Annotated in this window: 18 protein-coding genes and 1 pseudogene; 14 read left to right on the forward strand and 5 right to left on the reverse strand. The window is 46.9% G+C overall.

All coding sequences use genetic code 11. The features are described from left to right. The first annotated feature begins 49 nt into the window (after positions 1–49). From M5J74_RS19030 to M5J74_RS32815, 13 genes and pseudogenes are all read left to right on the forward strand, one after another. Positions 50–328 carry a hypothetical protein gene (locus M5J74_RS19030; protein WP_250012756.1) on the forward strand — a complete coding sequence of 93 codons (279 nt, stop codon included), beginning with the start codon at positions 50–52 and terminating at the stop codon, positions 326–328. Positions 329–418: 90 nt separating this feature from the next. Then, the gene (locus M5J74_RS19035; protein ID WP_015155786.1) at positions 419–1,225 is read left to right on the forward strand and encodes a hypothetical protein; all 807 of its coding nucleotides are present in this window, start codon (positions 419–421) and stop codon (positions 1,223–1,225) included. Positions 1,226–1,282: 57 nt separating this feature from the next. Continuing rightward, complete coding sequence (locus M5J74_RS19040; protein WP_250012757.1) at positions 1,283–6,148, forward strand: translocation/assembly module TamB domain-containing protein; 4,866 nt, start codon at positions 1,283–1,285, stop codon at positions 6,146–6,148. Positions 6,149–6,162: 14 nt separating this feature from the next. Then, on the forward strand, positions 6,163–7,938 hold the full coding sequence (locus M5J74_RS19045) for an alpha/beta hydrolase (RefSeq protein ID WP_250012758.1): 1,776 nt from the start codon (positions 6,163–6,165) through the stop codon (positions 7,936–7,938). A 36-nt stretch (positions 7,939–7,974) separates the two neighbouring features. After that, the gene (wrbA, locus tag M5J74_RS19050) at positions 7,975–8,403 is read left to right on the forward strand and encodes an NAD(P)H:quinone oxidoreductase (RefSeq protein ID WP_250012759.1); all 429 of its coding nucleotides are present in this window, start codon (positions 7,975–7,977) and stop codon (positions 8,401–8,403) included. 382 nt (positions 8,404–8,785) lie between these two features. Beyond that, on the forward strand, positions 8,786–12,487 hold the full coding sequence (locus M5J74_RS19055) for a helicase-related protein (RefSeq protein WP_250012760.1): 3,702 nt from the start codon (positions 8,786–8,788) through the stop codon (positions 12,485–12,487). A 213-nt stretch (positions 12,488–12,700) separates the two neighbouring features. Continuing rightward, entirely contained in the window at positions 12,701–12,937 is a 237-nt protein-coding gene (locus M5J74_RS19060; RefSeq protein ID WP_250012761.1) for a hypothetical protein, read from the forward strand. Continuing rightward, positions 12,934–13,323, forward strand: coding sequence for a type II toxin-antitoxin system VapC family toxin (locus tag M5J74_RS19065; protein ID WP_106170665.1), 390 nt, complete (start codon positions 12,934–12,936; stop codon positions 13,321–13,323). Before M5J74_RS19060 ends, M5J74_RS19065 begins: the two co-directional genes overlap by 4 nt. Before the next feature lie 31 nt (positions 13,324–13,354). Beyond that, complete coding sequence (locus M5J74_RS19070) at positions 13,355–13,990, forward strand: Uma2 family endonuclease (RefSeq protein ID WP_250012762.1); 636 nt, start codon at positions 13,355–13,357, stop codon at positions 13,988–13,990. Between the two features lie 117 nt (positions 13,991–14,107). Continuing rightward, a pseudogene (locus tag M5J74_RS33540) lies at positions 14,108–17,145 on the forward strand (DUF1156 domain-containing protein). 535 nt (positions 17,146–17,680) lie between these two features. Further along, a complete protein-coding gene (locus M5J74_RS19085) occupies positions 17,681–18,052 on the forward strand; it encodes a four helix bundle protein (RefSeq protein WP_015155778.1) in 372 nt (123 codons plus the stop codon). A 48-nt stretch (positions 18,053–18,100) separates the two neighbouring features. Then, complete coding sequence (locus M5J74_RS19090) at positions 18,101–21,442, forward strand: Swt1 family HEPN domain-containing protein (RefSeq protein WP_250012765.1); 3,342 nt, start codon at positions 18,101–18,103, stop codon at positions 21,440–21,442. Then, positions 21,435–21,563: a hypothetical protein gene (locus M5J74_RS32815; RefSeq protein WP_015155776.1), complete on the forward strand. Its 129-nt coding sequence runs from the start codon at positions 21,435–21,437 to the stop codon at positions 21,561–21,563. The genes M5J74_RS19090 and M5J74_RS32815 overlap by 8 nt, the downstream gene beginning before the upstream one ends. 60 nt (positions 21,564–21,623) lie before the next feature. On the opposite strand, the gene M5J74_RS19095 is transcribed toward M5J74_RS32815, so the two are convergent. After that, positions 21,624–21,767, reverse strand: a complete 144-nt coding sequence (locus M5J74_RS19095; RefSeq protein ID WP_181824197.1) for a hypothetical protein — start codon at positions 21,765–21,767, stop codon at positions 21,624–21,626. Positions 21,768–21,876: 109 nt separating this feature from the next. On the opposite strand from M5J74_RS19095, the gene M5J74_RS19100 reads away from it, so the two are divergent. After that, positions 21,877–22,836: a tyrosine-type recombinase/integrase gene (locus M5J74_RS19100; protein WP_015155774.1), complete on the forward strand. Its 960-nt coding sequence runs from the start codon at positions 21,877–21,879 to the stop codon at positions 22,834–22,836. Between the two features lie 27 nt (positions 22,837–22,863). Here the strand turns inward: M5J74_RS19100 and M5J74_RS19105 are convergent, their stop codons facing one another. The 4 genes from M5J74_RS19105 to M5J74_RS19115 form a co-directional block, all read right to left on the reverse strand. Then, the gene (locus tag M5J74_RS19105; protein ID WP_015155773.1) at positions 22,864–23,670 is read right to left on the reverse strand and encodes a tyrosine-type recombinase/integrase; all 807 of its coding nucleotides are present in this window, start codon (positions 23,668–23,670) and stop codon (positions 22,864–22,866) included. Between the two features lie 131 nt (positions 23,671–23,801). Beyond that, positions 23,802–23,996, reverse strand: a complete 195-nt coding sequence (locus M5J74_RS19110) for a hypothetical protein (protein ID WP_015155772.1) — start codon at positions 23,994–23,996, stop codon at positions 23,802–23,804. Positions 23,997–24,059: 63 nt separating this feature from the next. Then, entirely contained in the window at positions 24,060–24,194 is a 135-nt protein-coding gene (locus M5J74_RS32820) for a hypothetical protein (protein WP_256498540.1), read from the reverse strand. 215 nt (positions 24,195–24,409) lie between these two features. Continuing rightward, positions 24,410–24,664 carry a hypothetical protein gene (locus M5J74_RS19115; protein ID WP_250012766.1) on the reverse strand — a complete coding sequence of 85 codons (255 nt, stop codon included), beginning with the start codon at positions 24,662–24,664 and terminating at the stop codon, positions 24,410–24,412. Between the last annotated feature and the right edge of the window lie 24 nt (positions 24,665–24,688).

Raw genomic sequence — 24,688 nt, forward strand, 5'->3', positions numbered from 1 at the left:
CTTTGGATTAGATTCTTGTCAAACTACCACGAACAAACCCATCACGATTATGGTGGAGAACTTAAGGGGTGAAGTCAGCGACTTGAAAAGACAGGTTTCACAACTACAGCAAAATTCCAATAGCGATCGCCCAGATCGATCTAGCAATACGGATGGTCAAAGCGATTTATTGGATAGACAGCAATTGGCTGAACGATTAGGAATTGAAGAAACTGCGATCGCGCAACACGAAACTGATGGTAAAGAGTTTGTGGAATGGTCGAAAAGCAAAGATCCAGAGCAAATTTCTTGGAAATACGCGGGGGCTAATCTGTTTCGGCGAGTTTGAAGTTAGTGTTTTTGAGTTTTCCACTAGTTTTCCACTATTGCAGCTTATCGTCAAAACATTGGTTCTCATCAATACCAAAAGGAGATTTCCATGATAAACAAACTTAGTAACAACACAACTTCTCATCGCGATCGCATCACTCAAGTTTTCGGCAAAACTCCAGCAGCGATCGCCCTAGCACTGTTTGCTTTAGTGCTTCCCGCTTGTACTGGCACAAACTCCGACTCAGCAGGTCGCGAAGCTGCTACTACCACTAGCGAAGTTGCAGATCGATCGAATTCTAATCTCATCGGCAAGACTGTAACTATCAGCGGCGACATTCAAAGGCAAGTCAGCCCCCAAGCTTTCACGATTCAAAGCGATGAGTTTGTTAACGGTCAAGAGGTACTGGTTGTCAATGCCAATAAAGTTCCAATTGTCGAAGGGACTCTGACGCGGGTGACAGGTACAGTTCGAGATTTGACTATAGTTGACGTAGAAAAAGAGTACGGCTTCGATCTAGACCCTGGTTTGGAAGCTCAAATTAGAGAACAACCCGTTATCGTTGCTACGCAGGTGGCTCTCAATCCCAATCTAGAAAAAATTACCGAAAACCCAGTCCCGTTCTTAGGTCGCACAGTCGCAATTGAAGGAGATGTTGAGAGAGTCATCAGTCCAACTGCATTTATGGTTGACAACAATGAAGTGCTTGGGGACGATGACATACTGATTGTTAGTGCCGCGCCAGCCAAGAATATTACCGAAGGTAGCCGTGTCCAAGTTACGGGAAATGTCCGCAAGCTGACCACAAGAGATTTAGAGCGGGAGTTTAACTTAGGTCCAGCTAAGGAGTATGAAGTCTACGTCCAGAAACAGCCCGCAATTGTTGCTGAGAGAACTCAAGTTGTGGGGCAGTAAATTTGCCACGCTGAAAAACAGCATCACGTTTCAATCCAGTCCCATTCAGGTATAAAGATGACGCATTCCCCTCGTCGCCCGCCAGAAGCAAATTCTCGTCGGCGTTTGTGGCTGTTGATATTCAGCCGCAGCAGTCTTGCTGTCGGAGCGTTTCTACTCGTAGCAATTGCAGGGGGCGTATCGTGGGGTTGGGTTTTTATCAACCAAAGGTTAGTACCGCTGGTTGAAAGGAATTTAGAGCAGCTCCTTGGAAGACCTGTAGATATAGGGGTAGTGGAAAGGTTTTCGCTCAATAGCTTGCGATTTAGTTCGGCAGCACTCCCAGCAACTTCTAGCGATCCAGATCGGGTGACAGCAGAAGCGGTAGAAGTCCAGTTCGATCTTTTGCCACTCCTGTTTAATAGAAGATTAGAATTAAACGTTACGTTAGTCCAACCGGATGTCTACGTCGAACAGGCAAAAAATGGGCAGTGGGTTTCAACTCAAATTAAAACTCCCGAAGGCGGTGCTGGTTTCATTCAAACTGAGTTGGAGACAATTCGGGTACGAGATGCCGATATTGTCTTAGTGCCAAACCCAGCCCCAGATAGACCTAAAGGTGCAGTGGCGATGCTCCAGAGGAGCCGCTTCGCTAACGCCGATGTGAGCGGAGTCGCCCGCTTTCTAGACCAAAATGAACGAATTCAGTTCGAGTTAACTGGTCAACCGAAAACAGGGGGCAAACTGGCACTATCTGGAGAAACTCGCCCTGCGGCATTACAACAGACAACTCTTAATATCGAGGCAGAGAATTTACTCGCCACCGAGATTAGTCGGTTAATCGATCTACCCATTAACCTACAAGCAGGTCGGGTCGATGGTGACTTAAAAGTGCAGTTGCAACCAGAAGGACAACAACCCGCGATCGCAGGGACGGCTAGCCTGAGTAACGTTACTGCCAAGATTGAAAACGTGCCGAATCTATTTACGAATACCCAAGGGAAACTTTTATTTAAACCGGATCGGACGATCGCTTTGCAAAATGTGACAACCCGCTATGGCAAAATTCCGGTTCAAATCGGCGGGACGCTCAATACTCTTAAAGGTTATAACTTATCAGGTCAGGTGAAAGCAGTTAGCGCAAACAATCTGCTAAACACGCTGAATGTTGAGTCGCCGTTTCCGACAAAGGGAACTCTCAGAGCAGATATTCAGTTGCGGGGTGCGATCGAGCAACCCGTTTTGAGTGGCACTGTCAGCACGATTAAAACTGCACGGATCGACCGGATTCCATTTAAAGATATTAGCGGTCGCTTTGAGTTGACAACAGCAGGGGCAACACCAGAAATTACCTTTACCAATATTCAAGCAACTCCCGCAGTTGGGGGAAAAATTACAGGCAAGGGTCAAATCCAGTTAGGGACTCAACCTCAAGTCGCATTTAATTTCCAGGGTCAAAACGTACCAGGGAATGCTATAGCCAAGCTTTACGACACTACACCCCCAATTCACATTGGCGATGTAGCAGGAACGGCAAAAATTTCTGGTTCCCCTGGCAATATCCGTACTGTAGCGCAAGTGCAAGCACCTGAAGCTACCTATCCTGGTACGGCTCAAGTCATCGTTACTAACGAGGGAAATACGCTGATTCGAGATGCTGTTTTCCAAGTTGCAGGTGGTAAGGTAACGGCGAACGGTCAAATCAATCGCGATCGCTCTTTTCAAGCGGTTGTGAATGCTTCTGGAGTGCAACTGAAATCCTTTTCCCCTGAGCTACGAGGACAATTGAGTGCCAATAAAGTGCGCGTCACGGGAAATTCGTTCGATTTATCCGAGATTCAAGCCCAAGGACAAGTAGGCTTTTCTCAAGGTTTAGCCGTTATCGAGCAACCCTTAACAGCTCAAGTTAGGTGGAATGGCGAGCGAATTATCGTTCAAAAAGCAACTGCATCAGGGCTGAATGCCAGTGGAACGGTTGACGTGCGTTTACCAGAACAAGCAGCGCCAGAAATTGCTGGGTTTAACTTAGACGTGCGGGCGCGAGATTACGACTTGCAAGAGTTTGGTTTGGATATCCCTGGTAACGTAACGCTAGCAGGACAAGCAGATTTTACCGGAAAAGTTACAGGTACTCCCGATGCTCCCAATGCGGTTGGAAATCTAGGGTTGCAAAACTTGCGCGTCAACGGTTTAGCCTTCGATCCGGTATTGACTGGCAAATTAAATTATCAGGCAGGACAGCAGACTCAACTAGATGTTAGTGGTAAACAAGATAGAATTGCCTTTACCTTGGATAAGAATAATCGCCCCGTTTCATTTTTCGTGCGGCGAAATCAGGCAGTAGCTAGGGGTGCAACCCAAGGCGAAAACTTAGTTGTTAACGTGCAAGACTTTCCCGTAGCCGTACTGCGAAACGTGATTCCAGGCGATCGCCTCAAGCAAATTGGTGCGATCGGGGGAGATTTATCGGGCAAGTTAGTTATTGATTTAGCTGAAAATATCACTGAGTCTACTGTAGTAGGAGATTTAGCAATTGCGCGACCCAGAACGGGCAGGTTTACAGCCGACCGAGTGCAAGCCCGCTTTCGTTATGATGCAGGGGCTTTCTCTTTAACCCAAGGCGAGTTGCAACAAGGTGAAAGCCGCATTTCCGTGAGTGGAAATTTAGCAGCACAAGGAGACAGACGATTTCAGTTTCAAACGAATTTCGATCGCGCCAGAGTTGAAAACGTTTTGCAAGCACTGAGCGTTTTCGGTTTTGAAGACTTAGCAGGTGGCTTGTTACCCGAAGATCTCCCTGGAGCAGAGGCATTACCAACGGTATCTGTAGGTATACCAGAAAAATCCTTACTCGCCCAACTGCGACTGTTTTCGGAAATTAGAGCTTTAATTGCACAACAGCAACAGCAAGAAAGAGCTTCAGCCACATTACCACCACTTTCAGCCTTAAACGGTACAATTAGCGGCGAAATTGCTGTAACCGGAGCATTACCCCCAGGTTTGCAGCCATCGTTCGATGTTGACTTTGAACTACTCGGTCGAGATTGGCAATGGGGGACTTACAAAGTCGATGAAGCGATCGCCAGAGGGACTTTTGAAGACGGCGTTGTGACGCTGCTGCCCTTGCGACTCGATCTCGGTGACGGACTGATTGCATTTACCGGACAACTAGGAGAGGATCTTTCGGGACAATTGCGAGTCGTCAGCGTTCCTGTAGCAACCTTACAGCCTTTTTTGGATCGCTTACCACAAGCATTACCATTTGATGTCACCGGACAGTTGAATGCCCTCGTCACCCTAGCAGGTAGTCTAGAAAACCCTCAAGCGATCGGTGAGGTATCGCTGGTAGAAGCAAGCTTGAATCAACAACCGATTCAGACAGCCCAGCTGAGCTTTGACTATAATGATGCGCGGTTGAATTTTGCCAGCGATGTATTAATATCTGGGACTCAACCAGTTGAAATTACAGGCAGTATTCCCGTAGCGTTACCGTTTGCCTCTGTCCAGCCCGATAGTAACCAAATTAGCATCCGAGCAAACGTCCAAGATGAAGGTTTGGCATTGTTGAATTTATTCACCGAGCAAGTTGCTTGGGTTAACGGTCAGGGACAAGTCAATGTCGAAGTGCAGGGAACTTTAGACCAGCCATTAATAACGGGGGAAGCTGTGGTGAAGAATGCCACTTTAAAAGCTGAGGCTTTGCCCGAACCACTGAGAAACGTCACGGGGACGGTAGAATTTAATGGCGATCGCATCGTCGTTCCTAATATTACAGGGCAGTACAATTCAGGCAAAGTTATTGCTGAAGGAACTCTACCGATTTTTGCCACCCAACAGGCACAGCCAGCAACCAATCCCCTCACGGTATCGCTCAACGACCTAGAGGTAGATATCGAAGGACGCTATGAAGGCGGAGTTAGCGGCAATGTCGTTATTACAGGCACAGCTCTATCTCCCAATATTGGCGGTAAGATTCGCTTGGCGAACGGTCAAGTCTCTTTGGGAGGAACTGAAGAGACTCCTACTGCCGCAGCAGGTACGCCCGCAGCAGGTACGGCTACAAGTAGCACAGCGACAAATCGCAACACCCCAGAGGAATCTCCGATTGAATTTACCAATTTGCAATTGATTCTCGGTGATGACGTGCGGATCGTCCGTCAACCCCTACTCAGCTTTGAGGCAGAAGGCGACCTGGCGATTAATGGCACTTTAACGAATCCTCGTCCTCAAGGAGTGGTGCGTCTGACGGGGGGACAAGTCAACTTATTTACGACTCAGTTTAATTTAGCGCGGGGCAAAGAACAGACGGCACGCTTCACGCCCAAAGGAGGACTAGACCCCATCCTTGATGTCACTCTAGTGGCAACCGTACCGGAGACAACGGGCATTGGGCGAGTTCCCACTTCACCTTTTTCTGGCGAGATCCGCGACGTTGGGGCTACCAACTTCGGCACTTTCCGCACCGTGCGCGTGCAAGCAGCAGTAGAGGGACCCGCGAGTGAATTGGCGGATAATCTAGAACTGACCAGCGAACCGAATCGCAGCGAAGCAGAGATCGTCGCACTCTTAGGCGGTTCCTTTGTCAATACCTTGGGTAGAGGAGATCCTACCCTAGGGCTTGCCACAATTGCAGGATCTGCCCTACTGTCCAACTTCCAAGACAATATTACCGAGATTGGCGAGGCTTTAGGTATTGATGAATTACGCCTGTTTCCTACCATCGTCACCGATCCAACAGAAAACGTTTCTGTCCTCGGTTTAGCAGCAGAGGCAGTGTTTGCCATCACCAACGATTTCTCTGTCTCCCTCTCACGAGTATTTGCTGCTAATGACCCCCTGCGTTACAACCTAATTTATCGCCTCAACGACCAAATTTTGGTACGTGGCTCCACCAATTTGAGCGGTGAGAGTCGGCTGCTAGTGGAGTACGAAACCAGATTTTAGTTTATGTCTTAACTGTGTTGCAAAAACTTCTCAGCTCAAAACTCCATAAATCTTTGGGAATTGCACTTTCGTTATTGTTATTTCCAGCTACGGGAGTTCAAACCGCAGTCGCAGCAGATCGCATTTATGCGACATACGGCGCTTTTGAAAGCTCGGTGGCGATCGAAGATTTGGCAGAGTTTGCCAAAACGGGCAAAATTCAGGGCGGACTGATCGATTACGCCCGCAGGCTCACCCCCGCACAACTAGCGCGGCTACGAAGCATACTAACTGCACCAGTGGATCTCACTCCAGTGGCAATTTCTCAATTTCTTTACTCTTCGATTGGCGAAACTTTATTACAACGCCTGGGACAGATCGTTCAAACTGAAGCCAGACTTCCAGGGTTTTATGCCATTCGCTCGGCGCTCATCTTAGCCGCAGCAGAAAATCGCCAAGGCTTCACCCTACTCGATGTCTTGCGTCAGTTTCCTACAAATGGAATTCGAGTCAATCTAGGGCAAAGTTTAGAGATTGTAGAAGAATTACAAGCTGTCATCAATCGCACAAACGAAGCGATCGCTCTGGTACAAAGACAATCGGCTGCCGCTGCCATTAACCAACAGCCAGCCAATTTCTCCCAGTTGCCAGACTTGCGCCAACGAGGAAGTTTTACTTGGACGAAACGCACCTTAGAGCTTTACGATCCCAGCCGCGATCGCGCCTTTATTGCCGATCTTTATTTACCCAGGGAGCAGGGACGAGTTGGGAGCAGGGACGAGCTGGGGGAAGAGAGGACAAGGGGACAAGGGAGACAAGGGGGACAAGAAAGTAATTACCAACAACCAACAACACTCAACCAACAACTCTTTACCAATTACCAATTACCAATTACCAACCACCGACGCTTTCCAGTCATAGTCATCTCCCACGGGTTAGGTTCAGACCGCAATACCTTTAGATATCTCGCCCAACAGTTAGCTAGTTATGGTTTTGCCGTTGCCGTTCCCGAACATCCCAATAGCAATGCCGAACAATTGCGATCGCTCCTGAATGGTCGCGCTACTGCCGTGACACCTCCAAGGGAGTTTATCAATCGTCCTCTGGATGTATCTTATTTGCTCGATGTTTTGGCGCAACTGAATCGCACCGATCTATCTTTTGCCCTGAATTTACAACAAGTTGGAGTTGTCGGTCATTCCTACGGCGGCTATACAGCATTAGCTTTAGCAGGTGCTACGTTGAATTTCGACCAATTGCAACAAGACTGTCAGAATTTGGGCGAGACTTTTAATTTGTCTCTACTACTTCAGTGTCGGACGCTAGAATTACCGCGCACGCAGTATAATTTACGCGATAAAAGAATTAAGGCGGCGATCGCGATTAATCCGATTGGTAGCTCCCTTTTTGGTAAAGCTGGGTTGAGTCAAATAAAAATTCCGGTGACGATCGCTAGTAGCAGCGAGGATAAAGTTGCACCTGCTTTACCAGAACAAATTTTACCCTTTACATGGCTGACTGCTCGGAATAAATATCTTCTCTTACTCGCAGGTGGAACCCACTTTTCTGCTGCCGATAAATCCGATCCAGGTAGCGAACCTTTACCCATTCCCGAATCAGTCATCGGTCCAGATCCCGCCTTGGCTCGTGGCTATCTGGGAGCTTGGAGCGTGGCTTTTTTTGAAACTTACATTGCTACTTCTCAGCAGTACCGTCCCTATCTGAGTGCTGATTATGCTCGGTTTATTAGTCAACCACCTTTAACTTTGAGTTTAGTGCAATCTCTACCTTTAGATAACCTGACCCAATAACTAGACAGAAAAATTGAAGCGATCGATTTTGGAGGAATGATGAAAATTTTGGTTGTTTACTACTCAATGTACGGTCATACCTTAAAACTGGCGCAAGCTGTTGCCGAAGGAGCCAGCAAAATCCCTGGAGCTGAAGTGATGCTACGTCGCGTTCAGGAATTTGAAGCGGTCGATCAAATCATCGACCAAAACGAAGCGGCTCGTCAAGTACGAGAGCAACAGCAGGACATTCCTATTTGTACCGTTGACGATCTGCGATCGGCAGATGGAGTCATTTTTGGCTCTCCGACGCGCTACGGCAATATGACGGCACAAATGAAACAACTAATCGATTCTACCTCTAGCTTATGGCTAAACGGTGAGATGGAAGGCAAACCAGCAGGCTTGTTTACCTCAACCGCCTCCACTCATGGAGGTCAGGAAACAACGCTGCTGACGATGATGGTTCCCTTATTATATCTATAGGAACTAGTTACTACATTAAATAATACTATTTTAGTAGCTTATAGTACAAATGTATTAATAAGAACTGCTCAGCACATCAAATTTTAACGATTTTCATTCCAGAGAAAGACCCTGCGCCAACCTCTGGGACTTGCAGCCGCAATTGTTAGAAAGACTGCTTTTAAACCGATCGCAATAAGATTAGCTAGCGCCAGCAGTCAGTAACCTAAGCAGCGAGAGCGAGTTGAGTCCTCGATCGCATTCTAGCTAGCGCCAAAGATCCGTATTTATCCCGTGTATGAAAAGACTTGTTCGATCCTAAGCTCAAAGAATTTGAGGCTTTTGGGGGCGATTTTGCCGCCAAAATCTTCTATGCAATGCCTTTTCCCAGCAAATAAGGAAAATGATTCGACATGGTTCGACTAGAAGAATTGACGAAGGGTACTCAAGTTGGGGCATCCTGCCAAACAATCTCGTCACCATTGTCGATGCTCAGTGGCATGGCTCTGATGTTGTCGAGCTGACGTATAAAGATGCTAGCGGTTCTTTAGGACATGAATTGGTATTTCGCGATCGCGAACCAACCCTGGAACTTGTTACGGAAGGAACCCCTTGGAGTTTTACTGCCGATGGCGCTAACTTTCGTTTGGTATCAGAAGCATACCGCATTCGCCTTGCCCATCTATTCGACCCGCTGCTAGCCGTACACACATCGCTAGTTGAGCCACTACCCCACCAAATTACAGCCGTCTATGGGGAAATGCTAACCCGCCAACCCCTGCGCTTCTTATTGGCAGACGATCCTGGCGCGGGTAAGACAATTATGGCGGGATTGCTAATGCGGGAATTGCTAATTCGAGGCGACTTGCATCGCTGCCTTGTCGTCTGTCCTGGCAGTCTAGCAGCTCAGTGGCAGGACGAGCTGTACCAAAAGTTTCACCTGCCCTTTGAAATTCTCACCAACGATCGGATTGAAGCGGCGCGGACGGGAAATGCTTTTGCAGAGATGCCGCTATTAATCGTGCGCCTGGACAAACTTAGCCGTAATGACGACCTACAAGCCAAATTAGCCCAAACGGACTGGGATTTGGTCGTCTGCGACGAAGCTCATAAAATGTCGGCTTCGTTCTTTGGCGGTGAAATTAGAGAAACGAAACGCTACAAACTCGGCAAGCTGCTGTCAAGTTTAACTCGACATTTTTTATTAATGTCGGCAACACCCCACAACGGTAAAGAAGAAGACTTTCAGCTGTTCATGGCGTTGCTAGATGGAGACAGATTTGAGGGACGATTTCGGGATGGAGTTCACGTCTCGGATACTTCCGACTTGATGCGGCGATTAGTTAAAGAAGATCTACTGAAATTTGACGGCAAACCGCTATTTCCAGAACGGAAAGCCTACGCTGTAGAATACAAACTTTCGGATTTGGAAGCGGTACTTTATAAACGAGTCACCGAGTACGTGCGCGAAGAATTCAACCGTGCTGATGCTTTGGGTAATGAAGGGCGTAAAGGCACTGTAGGTTTTGCTTTGACGATTTTGCAGCGCCGTCTTGCTTCATCGCCAGAGGCAATTTATCAATCGCTTACCCGCCGCCGAGAACGGTTGCAAAAACGGTTGCGCGAAGAAGAATTGTTGAAGCGAGGCAGTAGCGCTAGTATAGAACTTGGGCAAGTTCTCGATTTAGAAGATATAGAAGACGATCTGGAGGATGTCCCCAGCGAAGAACGGGAAGCGAAAGAAGAGGAAGTTGCCGATCTCGCCACGGCTTCGCGGACAATAGCCGAATTACAAGTAGAAATTAGTCTTTTACAAGAATTAGAGCAGCTAGCACTACAAGTGCGGCGTAGTGGCACGGATAAGAAATGGGAAGAACTATCAAAAATTATTTTAGATTTTAGATTGCAGATTTTAGATTATGAACTCGAAGATCCTAATCAAAAATCTAAAATCAAAAATCTAAAATCCCGAAAGTTGGTAATTTTTACCGAGCATCGAGATACCTTGAATTACTTAGCCCAGAGAATTCGGACGCTGCTGGGGCGGACTGAAGCCGTGGTGACAATTCACGGCGGTATGGGACGAGAAGAACGCCGCAAAGCCCAGGAAGCCTTTACCCAAGATATTGCCGTGCAAGTCTTAATCGCCACCGATGCAGCGGGAGAGGGAATTAACCTGCAACGAGCGCACCTGATGGTGAATTACGATCTGCCCTGGAATCCCAACCGCTTAGAACAGCGGTACGGGCGGATTCACCGGATCGGACAGACGGAGGTGTGTCACCTATGGAATTTGGTGGCAAAGGAAACTCGTGAAGGGGATGTCTATCTGGCGCTGTTGAAAAAGTTGGAAATAGAACAAGAGGCGCTGGGGGGTAAAGTCTTTGACGTGCTAGGGAAAGCGATCGCCTCTACTGAGTTACGAGAGTTGCTGATCCAAGCGATTCGCTATGGCGATCGCCCAGATGTACGCGATCGCCTCAACCAAGTGGTACAAGATAAACTAGATCAACAAAGGCTGCGGGAACTGCTGTCAGAAAGAGCTTTGGCGCGAGATGCAATGGATATCGCCAAAGTGCAGCAAATTAAAGCAGACATGGAACGAGCAGCAGCGCGACGGCTGCAACCTCATTTTATTGCCTCTTTCTTTCTGGAAGCTTTTGAGCAGTTGGGTGGCACGGCGCGTCAGCGAGAAGGCGATCGCTACGAAATCACCCACGTCCCCGCAGTGATTCGCGATCGCGGGCGACAAATTGGGGTGGGAGAACCGCTGCTGCGACGCTACGAACGCATCTGCTTTGAAAAAGAGTCGATTAGCATTCCAGGTAAGCCACTAGCGGCGTTCGTCTGTCCTGGACATCCCCTACTGGATGCCGCGATCGATCTGACTCTGGAACGGCATCGGGATTTGTTGAAACAAGGCAGTATCTTGGTGGACGACAACGACATGGGCGAAAGCATCCGCGCTTTAGTCTACCTAGAACATGGTATCCAGGATGCGCGAACTAATTCCACTGGGACTCGACGGGTGGTGTCGCGACGGATGCAGTATGTGGAAATAGGGATTTTAGATTTTAGATTGCAGATTTTAGATTCAGAAACTCAATCGAAAATTGAAAATCAAAAATCTGAAATTTGGAACGCAGGTTATGCACCCTACCTCAACTATAGATCCCCTCAAGATGAAGAAAAGGAAATTATAGATACAATCTTTACTGACTCAAACCAAACGTTTCAATCTAAAATCCAAAATCTAAAATCTAAAATCGAAAATGAGGCGACGAGTTACGCCATTTCCCAGCTTGTCGGGCAACACCTCCAGGAAGTCAAGCAGCGCAAGGAAGAACTCATCGCTAAGACGATGGCAGCGGTGAAAGACCGACTCACAAAAGAGATTAATTATTGGGACCATCGGGCAGAAGACCTGAAAATGCAAGAGTCAGCTGGCAAGGCGAATGCCAAGATCAATTCAACCAAGGCGCGTCAGCGGGCGGATGAGTTGCAAGCGCGGTTGCTGCATCGGCTGGAGGAATTGGAACAGGAACGCCGATTATCGCCTTTACCACCAGTCGTCGTCGGGGGTGCGCTGGTAGTTTCGCTGGGATTGCTGCGACGGCTACAAGGAAAGCGACAGTCAGATGCGGCGATGTTTGCTAGGGAAACTCAACGGGTAGAGAAAACAGCGATGGCAGCGGTGATGGCAGCAGAATCCCAGTTGGGTTACGAACCGAAAGATGTCAGTTCCCAAAAGTGCGGCTACGATATTGAGTCACGCATTCCCCAAACGGGACAGTTGCGCTTTATCGAGGTGAAGGGGCGGATAGCAGGTGCAGCAACGGTGACGGTGACGAAGAATGAGATTATCGCGGCACTGAATCAGCCGGACGCTTTCATCTTGGCTTTGGTGCAAGTGCCGAAGTCAGAGGAATTTACCCAAGGGGATGTTTGGAAAGTCAAGGCATCGCAGGGAACTTACAAGGTGCATGACGATGATTGTGTCATTCGTTATCTGCGGCAACCGTTTCATAAAGAACCAGATTTCGCCGTGACGAGTGTAAATTATGACTGGCGCGAGTTGTGGCAGCAAGGAACTGAGCCATTTTAGGCAATTTTAGATTTTAGATTTTAGATTTTAGATTTTAGATTTTGGATTGGTTCTATAGCTATGTCTAAAATACCAGTATCCGGTCATACTAAGACGCTGAGGCAATAGCTTAGACCTATTGATTCTATTGCTGCCATACAATAATCGCTAAAATCTACTTAAGAGCAATCTTTCTCAATCTAAAATCTAAAATCTAAAATCTAAAATTCTAATATGAATGCTCATAAAATAGAGACTGTTTTAAATGAAGATGGAACTCTAACACTGCGAGGATTGCCTTTTCGGGCGGGGGATGCAGTTGAAGTGATTGTTTTAGAAAGTCGTACTCCACTTCCCGAAGCGCCTACACCTTCCCCAGACTCAAATCCTTATCCTCTGCGCGGTACAGTCATTCGCTACGATGACCCAACTGAGCCTGTTGCCCTGGAAGATTGGGAAGTGCTGAAATGATTGTACTCGATACCCATATTTGGGTTTGGTGGGTTGATGGCAATCGGCGACTTACAACAGCTAATGAACAGTGGATACAACAATACCAGTCTCAAGGTTTGGGAGTGAGCATTATTTCTTGTTGGGAAGTCGCTAAATTAGTAGAAAACAATAAGCTTGTTCTATCCTGTTCGGTCAGTGAGTGGCTGAATGATGCTTTGGCTTATCCAGGAGTACAGTTACTCGATTTGACGCTGCCAATTGTAGTTGAATCAACACAATTAGTCGGTTTTCACCGCGACCCCGCCGACCAGATTATTGTTGCAACTGCAAGAATCTATAACTGTCCGTTATTAACGGTTGACGATAAAATTCTTAACTACCCTAACGTGCAGACTCTCAAGTAGTGGTAAATTCTTGTGCTTTAGGAATTCATTTATGCTACTAGAATTAAATCAAATTATCGTTCCACCAGGTCAGCAATTGTTATTAAAAAATGTTTCCTGGCAGATGTATGAAAACATTTTATCAGAGCTAGGAGAAGGTCGAGCTACCAAGATTAACTACTACCAAGGAATGCTAGAAATCGTAACACCACTACTAGAACATGAAGTTAACAAAGTAACGATCGGTGACTTGGTGAAAGCATTACTTGAAGAACTCGACATTGAATGTAGAAGTCTTGCCTCTACAACTTTTAAAAACGAAGCTATGGCAGCAGGTGTAGAAGCAGATGACTGTTTCTACATCCAGAATGAAGCTGTTATTATAGGGAAGAAGCGAATAGACCTAACTATAGATCCTCCACCAGATCTAGCAATTGAAATTGATATTACATCCCGCACTCGTTTCAATAATTATGAGGCTTTAGGCGTGAGTGAGCTTTGGCGGTATGATGGGCAGAGCTTGGAGATAAATGTATTGGAAGATGGAAAATATGTGAAATCGAATACCAGTAGAAACTTTTCTCAATTCCCACTCGTTGATGCGATTCCTCAATATGTAGAGCAGAGTAAAGTAGTAGGTAGAAATGCGACGATGAAAGCTTTTAGAAATTGGGTGAGAGAATTTTAGATTTTAGATTTTAGATTTTAGATTGAAGAAAAATAAATATCAGTGATCTTACGGACAGCTGGCTAGTAATTCCTGGGCAAATTCTAATAATCCCACCAGGATTGTTAGGCTACTGTAATGACTTCTCATGCAGATAATTTCGACAACCCAGTAAATTCACAATTTATTGATATTTCCTCGTCTCTAGCTCAATCTAAAAATCTAAATTCAATTCAGTATAACCACGGAAATTATCGCAAGAAGTTAATTGAAGTTTCCTTACCACTAGAAGCTATTAATAAAGAATCAGCACGGGAAAAATCAATTCGACACGGGCATCCTTCAACTTTACATTTATGGTGGTCGCGTAAGCCATTAGCAACGTGTCGGGCAGTTCTGTTTGCATCTTTGGTGGACGATCCTTCGAGTCATCCCGATAAGTTTCCTACAGAAGAGGCGCAGGAGGCAGAGAGGAAACGCCTATTTGAAATTATCGAACAATTGGTGAAGTGGGAAAATATTAATAATAAAGATATTTTAGACGCAGCTAAAGCCGAAATTCTGAAATCGACTAATAATAATCCGCCGCCTGTCCTCGATCCTTTTTGCGGTGGAGGTTCGATACCTTTAGAAGCGCAAAGATTGGGATTAGAAGCGCATGGAAGCGACTTGAATCCAGTGGCGGTTTTGATTACCAAAGCTTTGATTGAAATTCCGCCAAAATTCGCCGATCGCCCTCCTGTTAATCCTGATTCTCAAAGTACAATCATCCCCAATCAAAAATCTAAAATCAAAAATCTAAAATTCCACTATGGGGCGCAGGGATTAGCTGAGGACGTGCGCTATTACGGGCAATGGATGCGGGATAAAGCTTTTAAGCAAATTGGGCATCTTTACCCCAAAGTAGATTTACCGCAGGAGTATGGCGGCGGTGAGGCGACGGTAATTGCTTGGTTGTGGGTAAGGACTGTGAAATGTCCTAATCCTGGTTGTGGCGCAAAAATGCCCCTCACAAGTAAGTTTTGTCTCTCAACTAAGAAAAATAAAGAAGCTTGGGTAGAACCTATAATCGATCGCACTCAGCAGCCGTCTGTGGTACGTTATAAAATTTTAGATTTTAGATTGCAGATTTTAGATTCTGAAGTGCAAGACGAAACCTCTCAATCAAAAATCAAAAATCAAAAATCAAAAACCCCCCAGACGGAACCGTAAACCGTAAGGGTGCAACTTGCATCTGTTGCAGTACGCCAGTGCCATTTGACTACATCCGCAGTGAAGGAAAAGCGGGACGGATGGACGCTGAATTGATGGCTATTGTCGCCGAAGGGCAACGCGGACGGGTGTATTTGTCACCAACTCTGGAACATGAGGAAATTGCAGCTTCAGCAAAACCGGAATGGACACCTGAATCGCCTCTACCACATAATCCCCGCAATTTCAATACACCAATTTATGGGATTGACACTTTTGATAAACTCTTTACTTCTCGTCAGCTTGTAGCCTTGACCACTTTTAGCGACTTGGTAAGCGAAGCACGGGAAAAGGTACTTGCGGATGCTGTAGCTGCTGGAATGCCTGATGATGGTTTACCGCTTAATGAAGGTGGTACGGGTGCAACAGCTTATGCAGATGCAGTGGTAACTTATTTAGCGATCGCAGTAGATCGTATGAGTGACTACAATTCAAGCATTTGTGGCTGGCACTCGTCAGGTGAGAAAATGCGAAATACTTTTGCCCGCCAAGCCATCCCCATGACTTGGGATTTTGCAGAAGTAAATCCATTTAGTAGTTCTAGTGGTAACTTTATCGGTGCAGTTAATTGGGTAACTAAAGTTATTGAAATTTCTCCTTGCAGTACCAAAGGAGTTGTCAAACAAATCGATGCAACCAAATCGGATGTCTTTGCAAAATCAATAGTTGTTTCTACAGACCCACCCTATTACGACAATATCGGCTACGCTGACCTCTCGGACTTTTTCTATGTCTGGCTGCGTCGTTGTTTAGGTTCAATCTATCCCGATCTGTTCGCTACTCTACTCGTTCCCAAAGCACAAGAACTTGTCGCTACACCTTATCGCTTTGGTGGAAATAAACAAAAAGCCAAGGAATTTTTTGAAGCCGGATTAGGTCAAGTCTTTAAGCGAATGCGTGAGATGGCACATGATGAATATCCTCTCACTGTTTATTATGCCTTTAAACAAACAGAAACCGAAGCAACAGATGAAGATAGTCACGATCTAGCAGTTGCTTCTACCGGATGGGAAACCATGCTAGAAGGGCTAATCAAGGCTGGTTTTACTATCACTGGTACATTGCCCATGCGAACAGAACTAAGTAACCGTACAGTTGCCAGTGGTACAAATGCCCTCGCCTCATCTATCGCCCTCGTCTGCCGTCCTCGTCCAGAAACCGCACCATCCACCACTCGCCGCCAATTCGTCAACACCCTCAAGCGCGAACTTCCAGCCGCCCTGCATCAACTGCAACAAGGCAACATCGCCCCTGTAGACTTGGCACAAGCTAGCATTGGTCCTGGCATGGCAATCTACTCTCGCTACACGAAAGTGTTGGAATCGGACGGTACACCAATGCGCGTGCGTACCGCCCTGCAACTGATCAACCAAACCTTAGATGAATTCCTCGCCGAACAAGAAGGAGAATTTGACGCTGAAACCCGCTTTGCCCTGACTTGGTTTGAACAGTATGCCTTCAGTGAAGGATTGTTTGGCGATGCTGAAACCCTTTCCAAAGCTAAAAATACCGCCGTACAAAGCATGGTAGACGCTGGCATCCTCGTTGCCAAGGCAGGGAAAGTACGACTGCTACGCCGCAGTGAAATTTTAGATTTTAGATTGAAGATTTTAGATTGTGAATCTGAATCGAAAATCAAAAATCTAAAATCTAAAATCACCATTTGGGCTGCCACACAGCACATGATTCGAGAATTGCAAGATGGTGGTGGAGATCGAGGCGCTGCGAATTTACTCTCGCAATTGGGAAATATAGGAGAAGCAGCGCGGGAGCTAGCTTATCGGCTGTATAACATTTGCGATCGCAAAGGTTGGGCATCTGAAGGTGTCGCTTACAACAGCTTGGTAATTTCCTGGTCGGACATTTCCCGTCTCGCTGACGAAAAGAAAGAAGCCACGCCATTACAAGGTGAGTTGGAATTTTAGATTTTAGATTTTAGATTTTAGATTTTAGATTTTAGATTGAAGAAGGAGGAGGGAAATTTTAGATTTTAGATTTTAGATTTTAGATTTTAGATTTTAGATTTTAGATTTTAGATTTTAGATTTTAGATTTTAGATTGAAGAAGGAGGGAAATTTTAGATTTTAGATTTTAGATTTTAGATTGAAGAAGGAGGGAAATTTTAGATTTTAGATTTTAGATTTTAGATTGAAGAAGGAGGAGGGAAATTTTAGATTTTAGATTGAAGAAGGAGGGAAATTTTAGATTTTAGATTTTAGATTTTAGATTGAAGAAGGAGGAAGGAGGGGAAATTTAGATTTTAGATTTTAGATTGAAGAAGGAGGGAAATTTAGATTTAGCGAATAAAAAAAGAGGTTTTCTACTGATGAGTAATTAATGAAATAATAACGTTTAGTCAAAGATAAACAGGAAAAATGCAAGTAGCTAGAGAAACATTGAACTCTTAATCAAAAACGAGTAAAACAATCTAAAATCTAAAATCTAAAATCTAAAATTATTATGAATGAGCAGGAATTTAAAGATAGAACGAAAAAACTAGCACTGCGGGTTATCCGCCTTGTGGGAAAACTGCCTAATAACTATATAGCGGAAGTTATTGGTAAACAACTTTTGCGTTCGGCTACTTCAGTAGGAGCTAACTATCGCGCTGCTTGTCGGGGTAAATCAACTGCCGATCTGATTGCCAAGCTTGGAATTGTTTTAGAGGAAGCCGACGAATGCCTTTACTGGATGGAAATTTTAATTGAAGCTGAATTAGTCGCTGCTGAAAAATTAAAGAGTTTGATGTCAGAAACAAACGAAATTGTAGCTATGATAGTTGCTTCAATCAAGACTCTACGAACTAAAACTAAACCCCAACCTAAAATCTAAAATTCCTCTCTTCCAATCTAAAATCTAAAATCTAAAATCTAAAATTATATGATTAGCAACCGCGAACGTGTTGGCAGAGCCTTAGACCTGCTCAAAGATGGCTTATATCCCTTTGTAGAACGAGAAATGCGTTCTGCCTACAGCGATAAGTGGTTAGTCGCCGCCACCCCTTTTGTCTCGGAAGACCGTACCTTACGGCGCAGCGTCGAGCAAATTCTGAAGCAGGACATTTCAGAATTGCTCAAACTAATGTCAAATCAGTGGCGCGAAGTTTTCAAAAAAACTCTGGGCAATGCCGAAAGAAGTTTAGTCGGGGAGTTAATATCTACCCGTAACTCCTGGGCGCATAACGATCCCTTCTCTACAGACGATGCCTATCGCGCCCTCGATAGCGTCTCCCGCTTGCTCACCGCCATCTCTGCGCCAGAAGCCGATGAAGTTGACAAGCAAAAACAAGAACTGTTGCGGGTACGCTTTGCCGAACAAGCCCGTCGCGAGACTCGCCGCGCTCATCTCCAACCCCTAGAAGGCAACCCTACAGGTGGTTTAAAACCCTGGCGAGAAATTGTCACCCCTCACCAAGATGTCGCCTCCGGTCGCTACCAAGAAGCGGAATTTGCGGCGGATCTGTGGCAGGTCTATTTAGACGAAGGATCGGACGAATACCGCGTCCCCACTGAGTTTTTTCGCCGCACCTACCTGACAGAAGGACTCAAGCAACTGCTGACAAATGCCTTGCTGCGTCTTTCAGGTAAGGGTGGAGATCCTGTCATCGAACTGCAAACCAACTTCGGTGGTGGCAAAACCCATGCCATGCTTGCCCTGTATCACCTATTCATGGGAGTCCCTGCATCACAGTTGCCAGGATTAGAACCAGTGCTGTCAGCAGCAGGTGTCATGCCTCCGGCAAAAGTCAACACGGCAGTTTTAGTTGGCAACAAAATTTCTCCAGGTCAGCCCCAACGTAAAAAAGATGGTACGGTTGTGCGGACGCTCTGGGGCGAACTGGCTTGGCAGTTGGGTGGTAAAGAAGGCTACGAGATGCTGCGGCAAGCAGACGAAACCTCAACTAACCCTGGCGATACCCTGCGGCTGTTGTTTAACCGTTATGCGCCCTGCCTGATTTTAATCGATGAATGGGTAGCTTACGCCCGACAGCTGCATCAAGAAAATGACTTGCCAGGGGGTAGCTTTGACACTCACTTTACCTTTGCTCAGACTTTGAGCGAATCGGCAAAAAATGCTAACCAGACCTTGCTAGTCGCCAGTATTCCCGCTTCTGATAATGAAATTGGCGGCGATCAAGGGTTAGCAGCCCTAGATCGGCTCAAAAATGCCATTGGCAGAGTTGAATCCCCTTGGCGACCTGCTAGTGCCGATGAAAGCTTTGAAATCGTGCGACGGCGCTTGTTTCAACCGATCGCCGAACAAACTGCCTTTGTCGCCCGCGATGCCGTCGTTCGCGCCTTCGGGGAAATGTACCAAGCCCAATCGCAGGAATTTCCTAGCGAGTGCCGAGAAGCTAGTTACAAGCGACGGTTGGAAAATGCCTATCCCATCCATCCTGAACTATTCGACCGACTTTACACCGACTGGTCGAGTCTGGACAAGTTTCAACGCACCAGGGGCGTACTGCGGTTAATGGCAAAAGTAATTCATACCTTGTGGGAGGGACAAGACAAAAGTTTGTTAATCATGCCTGCCAACGTGCCGATGGATGACGGACAGGTGCAAGCAGAATTGACGCGCTACCTAGAAGACCACTGGGTTCCCGTGATTGAAAAAGACGTAGACGGAGATAATTCACTGCCTCTGGAGTGCGATCGCCAAAATCCAAATTTAGGACGTTACTCTGCCTGTCGCCGCGTCGCCCGTACCATTTATCTCGGCTCAGCCCCGACTCTCCGCGCTGCCAATCGCGGCTTGGAAGATCGACGGATTAAACTCGGTTGCGTCCAACCAGGGGAAAGCGTAGCAACTTTCGGGGATGCCTTGCGCCGTCTCACAGATCGCGCTACCCACCTCTACGTTGATGGCAGTCGCTACTGGTTCTCAACTCAACCTAGCGTCACCCGCCTCGCTCAAGACCGAGCCGAGCAACAGGAGCGGGATAAAGTTTGGGATGAAATTATCCGTAGGTTAAGGGCTGATAAGCAGCGCGGTGAATTTGCTGGAGTTCACATTGCTCCCGACTCCAGTGCTGACGTACCCGATGAAATGGCTGTCAGGTTGGTTGTCTTGGGAGCGCAGTATCCGCATAAAAATAAAGAAACCGATACTCCAGCCCGTGTCAGAGCAGAAGAGATTTTACAGCATAAAGGAGCCAGCCCCCGTTACTGCAAAAATATGTTGCTGTTCCTCGCACCAGACAAGGCTAAACTTGAGTTGCTAGAAAAGTCTGTTTGCCAGTATCTAGCTTGGGATTCAATTGTCCGAGAAAAGGAAGCCCTAGAACTCGGTGTGTTTCAAAGCAACCAAGCGACAACCAAACAGCAAGAGACTGACAAAATTGTTAAAAACTTAATTCAAGAAGCTTATATTTGGCTGCTCGTACCAACGCAACCCGATCCTCACGCAGCAATCGAGTGGCAAGAAATTCGGCTGCACGCATCAGACTCGCCCATAGTGCAAGCGAGTCGCAAAGCCACACACGAAGAACATTTGATGGCTAACTATGCTGCCAGTCGTCTGGGTCTAGAAGCACTCGACCCTTATCTATGGCGGGATGTCAACCATCTCGACTTGAAGAAGTTGTGGAAGTATCTGGCTTATTACCTGTATTTGCCGCGCTTGCGAGATGAAAAGGTACTACTGGCTGCTGTAGAGACGGGAGTGGCAGAATTACTTTGGAATGAAAATTTTGCTTACGCTACTGGCTGGGATGAATCCAAAGGACGTTACCTGGGCTTAACAGCAGGCAAGCACATTAACGCTAGCCTCAGCAGTCAATGTCTAATTGTGAAGCCAGAAATAGCGCAACGGCAGTTTGAGGCAGATAGAGCCGCGATCGCGACAACTCAAATACCACAACCTAATGACTTAGAGAGTGGGGAGCAGAGAAATAAGGGAGTAGAGGGACAGACAAGTAGAGAAGTAGAAGAAAAAACAGGCACTTACGATCCGTCATCTGTAACTACTCCTGCTCCAACAGTTCTACCAAAACGTTTCTATGGCTCAATTAAGTTAGATGCATTGCGACTGCGGCGAGATGCAGGACTAATAGCTGATGAAGTCATTCAACACTTCGCCAGCTTGGTGGGTGCAGAGGTCGAGATTACATTGGAAGTTCAAGCGAGCATTCCGAATGGAGTACCAGACAATGTGGCTCGCGCCGTTACTGAAAACTGTCGAGTTTTGAAATTTACAACTCAAGAATTTGAGCATGAATGACGGTTATATATTACTCGCTCAAACCGCAGTTCATCGAGGCGAATCCCGTCTCTATTCGTTCGCTAGGATGCGGACGAGTCTAGCAGTGGCTGAATTAATTTTGGCTAAAGGGAGCTGGTGAGGTGGTGGTACCGAGCTGTAGTGTTTAGGAGAGCAAACCTATAAACTCATGCCCGCCTGTCTATCGAGCAACTAGATGAATTAAGTGAGTTACTGTTAAACTTTGCTCTTTGCTACTGACTTGACGGCTTGGTTGCAGCAACCGAGAAAAAAAGGCGGTTGGAATTGCAGAGGCGATCGCCCGAGTGCTCCAGCGCGATCTCACTTTGCACGTAATATCACACTTTTCAACTTCTGCGCTTTCCCGACACCAACGAAAAAACGGGGTAGTTTTATGAAACAATAGCTCTTGAGAAGGCATATTTCCAAGAGCAATGGCGTTGTTAGATCGGGCTGAAATTACCGGACTCAAACGAATTGAGCCGATCGCTCTCACCCTACATCCGGCTGCCGTTTACCTCGGCACTTTAAGTGAGGGGTCGCAGCGTGCCATGCGCTCTTCCTTGAATGAGATCGCTTCTGTATTGACAGATGGGGAATGCGATTGCTTGACTCTAGACTGGTCTAAACTACGCTACCGCCATACGGTTGCCGTCCGCACTGCCCTCAAGCAGCGTCTCGCTCCTGCAACGGTAAATAAAATGCTCGTCGCCCTGCGGCGGGTGCTTAAAGAAGCTTATCGGTTGGACTTGATGGAATTTGCCGACTATACCAAAGTGACCGATCTCGCCAACGTCAAAGCGTCGGGGGAACTGCGGGGTCGTGCCTTAAGCGCAGCAGAAATTGACGCTCTGATTGCAAGTTGCTCTCCCTATACGCCCCTCGACCTGCGGGATGCGGCTGTTATTGCCCTGCTGCGAATTGGCGGGATGCGGCGGCAAGAGCTAGCGCAACTGACGCTTGCCGATCTAAACCGTAGCAATGGCTCCCTCGTTATCTGGCGCGGTAAAGGTGGGAAAAAGCGCGTTGTTTATCTCACCCCTGAAGCGCTCGGGATCTTAAAGGAGTGGCTGGCAGTTAGAGGGAATTGTCCAGGGGCATTGATTTGCCCCGTCAACAAGGGCGGTCGGGTCGAACTGCGACATTTTGCCCCCGATGGAGATGGCATCTACAAGCTGATACGGGAGCGGGCGACTAAAGCGGGAGTCGAACGGTTTTCGCCGCATGACTTCCGTCGCACCTTTTGCTCGGACTTGTTTGACGCTAATACCGACCCCTTCTCGGTGCAGCAGTTAGCCGGTCACGCCTCTTTAGCGACTACCGCTAAGTACGACCGACGCTCTGAGGCGGCGAAGCGCAACGCCGTGCGAGGGCTAAAGTTGAAGAAGACCTAGTTGGTCTAGAATGTTTTCGGCAATGTATTAGGCGTACCAGTCAATAGCAGCGAGCCAGTAGTCTTGGGGAATGCTTTGAAGCTGGAGAAATAAAGCGTAAGCACCCAGCAGGTAATCGATAACGTTTTGATAGTGCCCGATCCCCGTAAAAGCCCGCAAACGCCTAATTGCAGCTAAGAAGGAGTCTTCTTGAAATTTTGTAATTGTCTGATATTCTTGCTCTTGCTCTGGGGTAAGCGCCACCTTCGTGCCGTGCCAGTTCCATAGCAGACAACATTGCCGTAAAGATAGAGAGGTAGGTTGGAGTAGCAGGGCAGCGCGGTAAAATAAACCAGTAGTTCGCAGCATGTAAGGGTGGATAGGGAATGGAATGTCCGCGCTCTTTCCAGCTTGTTGAATCAGATGGTGCAGCGAGCGCTCCGCCAGACGGGTCTGCCGTTCGGAGACGAATAACCAACTCTCACCGCGCATCGCATGGAGCTGTTGCAGGATGTCAATTTCAGTTGAACTCAGGGGTTGCACATTGCTAGGGGGTTGACCCCAACGAGTTGGTAGGGTGCGAAGGCGTGCGACTCTTATGATGTTTTCGGCAAAGTCAACGTCATGCCAACGCAGATAACAAGCTTCGACGGGTTGCAGGGCTTGGCAAAATAGTAGCATTGCGATTGCCGTATTACGAGTCGCGGCGCGGGTTTGCGCGAGGGCAGCGATAATGGCATCGATTTCGTGCAGGTAGAGGAACTCGCGTTTGCGCCGCTGTTGAAACGGTATCTTCTTCGGTGGTGGAGATGGAGGCACGAGCAGAACATTGCCGAAAAGGTTTGTAGATGCCATGATACTGCTATTGATGCGATCGCGCTCTCGCAGCTGGTGTACTTTTCATCGATAATTGTCAGTTTTTTATGGCTCTTCCCACATAGCAGTCAAAGGCAAACTTGACTTTAACAAGATCGGTGAGCTAGTTGTTAGCTATGAGTCTGTTGGCGTTTCAATTCTTGTATGAGAACTTGGCAACGCTTCATAGCTTCTCTTGCTTGTTGCCGGAAGTGTTTGGCTTGCTCCTGGTTAGTTTCGTATACTTGGGAACCTTTTCGTCTCAGTTCAACAGCTTGCTTACTGAGTTCCCGAATGCGAGTCCTTAATTGTTCAACGGTTTTCATCTATCCTCCAGTTCGGAAATGACAAATTCCAAATTTTCAGCTTCTTCATAAAGTTTATCCGCTCTAGTAGCTAGGTTCGCTGGCGGACTCAAAGTCATCATTTTCTAAGGCATGATCGGCGGCTTCATACAGATCGTCAATAATTTGTTGTAATTGTGTGTAAGCTTTTAGCAATGCATTTCTAGTTTCTGGTTTCATTTTCCTGGTAATTTAATTGCAAAGCATCGCCAAATCATTTCAATTGCGCTCGCGTCGAGCGGGCGATGCACTAGATAGCGATCGCAACGATATATTCTTTCATTCTTCAAGGTCTAATTCTTGGTGGCGAATATTTGGCTCGGTCATCTGAAATCATCTCCTTAAACACTTTCATCTTTCCTACCAATGTCGAATTTATTGTTGGAATTGGATTGTTATGCCGGAGGATTTTGCTTGGGACGACCGCGTTTACTGTGGTTCTTACCGACAGAAGGTGTTGCCGCCCGCACTTGTGAGAGCAGTTTATCTTTGGCTGAATAATCGGAAGCTTCCAAGCGAGAGATCGCCCGATCCCGATTGCCCAAATAGGCGATCGTCTTGGGGACGGGGTGGGGCTTACCTTCGACCCGCTGCGACTGCATCAAATAGAAACAGCTGTTGCCTTTAACTTGTTTGATGCGGATAAACACCGTGTAGAGCCTAACTTATTGTAG

Source organism: Chroococcidiopsis sp. CCNUC1, from assembly GCF_023546805.1.
In the GTDB taxonomy this organism is placed as follows: Bacteria; Cyanobacteriota; Cyanobacteriia; order Cyanobacteriales; family Chroococcidiopsidaceae; genus Chroococcidiopsis; species Chroococcidiopsis thermalis.

What these genes read in the sequence shown, in the direction of transcription:
- M5J74_RS19030 (WP_250012756.1), top strand. Translation starts at nt 50, where the DNA reads ATGGTGGAGAACTTAAGGGGTGAAGTCAGCGACTTGAAAAGACAGGTT.
- M5J74_RS19035 (WP_015155786.1), top strand. Translation starts at nt 419, where the DNA reads ATGATAAACAAACTTAGTAACAACACAACTTCTCATCGCGATCGCATC.
- M5J74_RS19040 (WP_250012757.1), top strand. Translation starts at nt 1,283, where the DNA reads ATGACGCATTCCCCTCGTCGCCCGCCAGAAGCAAATTCTCGTCGGCGT.
- wrbA (WP_250012759.1), top strand. Translation starts at nt 7,975, where the DNA reads ATGATGAAAATTTTGGTTGTTTACTACTCAATGTACGGTCATACCTTA.
- M5J74_RS19055 (WP_250012760.1), top strand. Translation starts at nt 8,786, where the DNA reads ATGATTCGACATGGTTCGACTAGAAGAATTGACGAAGGGTACTCAAGT.
- M5J74_RS19060 (WP_250012761.1), top strand. Translation starts at nt 12,701, where the DNA reads ATGAATGCTCATAAAATAGAGACTGTTTTAAATGAAGATGGAACTCTA.
- M5J74_RS19065 (WP_106170665.1), top strand. Translation starts at nt 12,934, where the DNA reads ATGATTGTACTCGATACCCATATTTGGGTTTGGTGGGTTGATGGCAAT.
- M5J74_RS19070 (WP_250012762.1), top strand. Translation starts at nt 13,355, where the DNA reads ATGCTACTAGAATTAAATCAAATTATCGTTCCACCAGGTCAGCAATTG.
- M5J74_RS19085 (WP_015155778.1), top strand. Translation starts at nt 17,681, where the DNA reads ATGAATGAGCAGGAATTTAAAGATAGAACGAAAAAACTAGCACTGCGG.
- M5J74_RS19090 (WP_250012765.1), top strand. Translation starts at nt 18,101, where the DNA reads ATGATTAGCAACCGCGAACGTGTTGGCAGAGCCTTAGACCTGCTCAAA.
- M5J74_RS32815 (WP_015155776.1), top strand. Translation starts at nt 21,435, where the DNA reads ATGAATGACGGTTATATATTACTCGCTCAAACCGCAGTTCATCGAGGC.
- M5J74_RS19100 (WP_015155774.1), top strand. Translation starts at nt 21,877, where the DNA reads ATGGCGTTGTTAGATCGGGCTGAAATTACCGGACTCAAACGAATTGAG.
- M5J74_RS19105 (WP_015155773.1), bottom strand. Translation starts at nt 23,670, where the DNA reads ATGGCATCTACAAACCTTTTCGGCAATGTTCTGCTCGTGCCTCCATCT.
- M5J74_RS19110 (WP_015155772.1), bottom strand. Translation starts at nt 23,996, where the DNA reads ATGAAAACCGTTGAACAATTAAGGACTCGCATTCGGGAACTCAGTAAG.
- M5J74_RS32820 (WP_256498540.1), bottom strand. Translation starts at nt 24,194, where the DNA reads ATGAAACCAGAAACTAGAAATGCATTGCTAAAAGCTTACACACAATTA.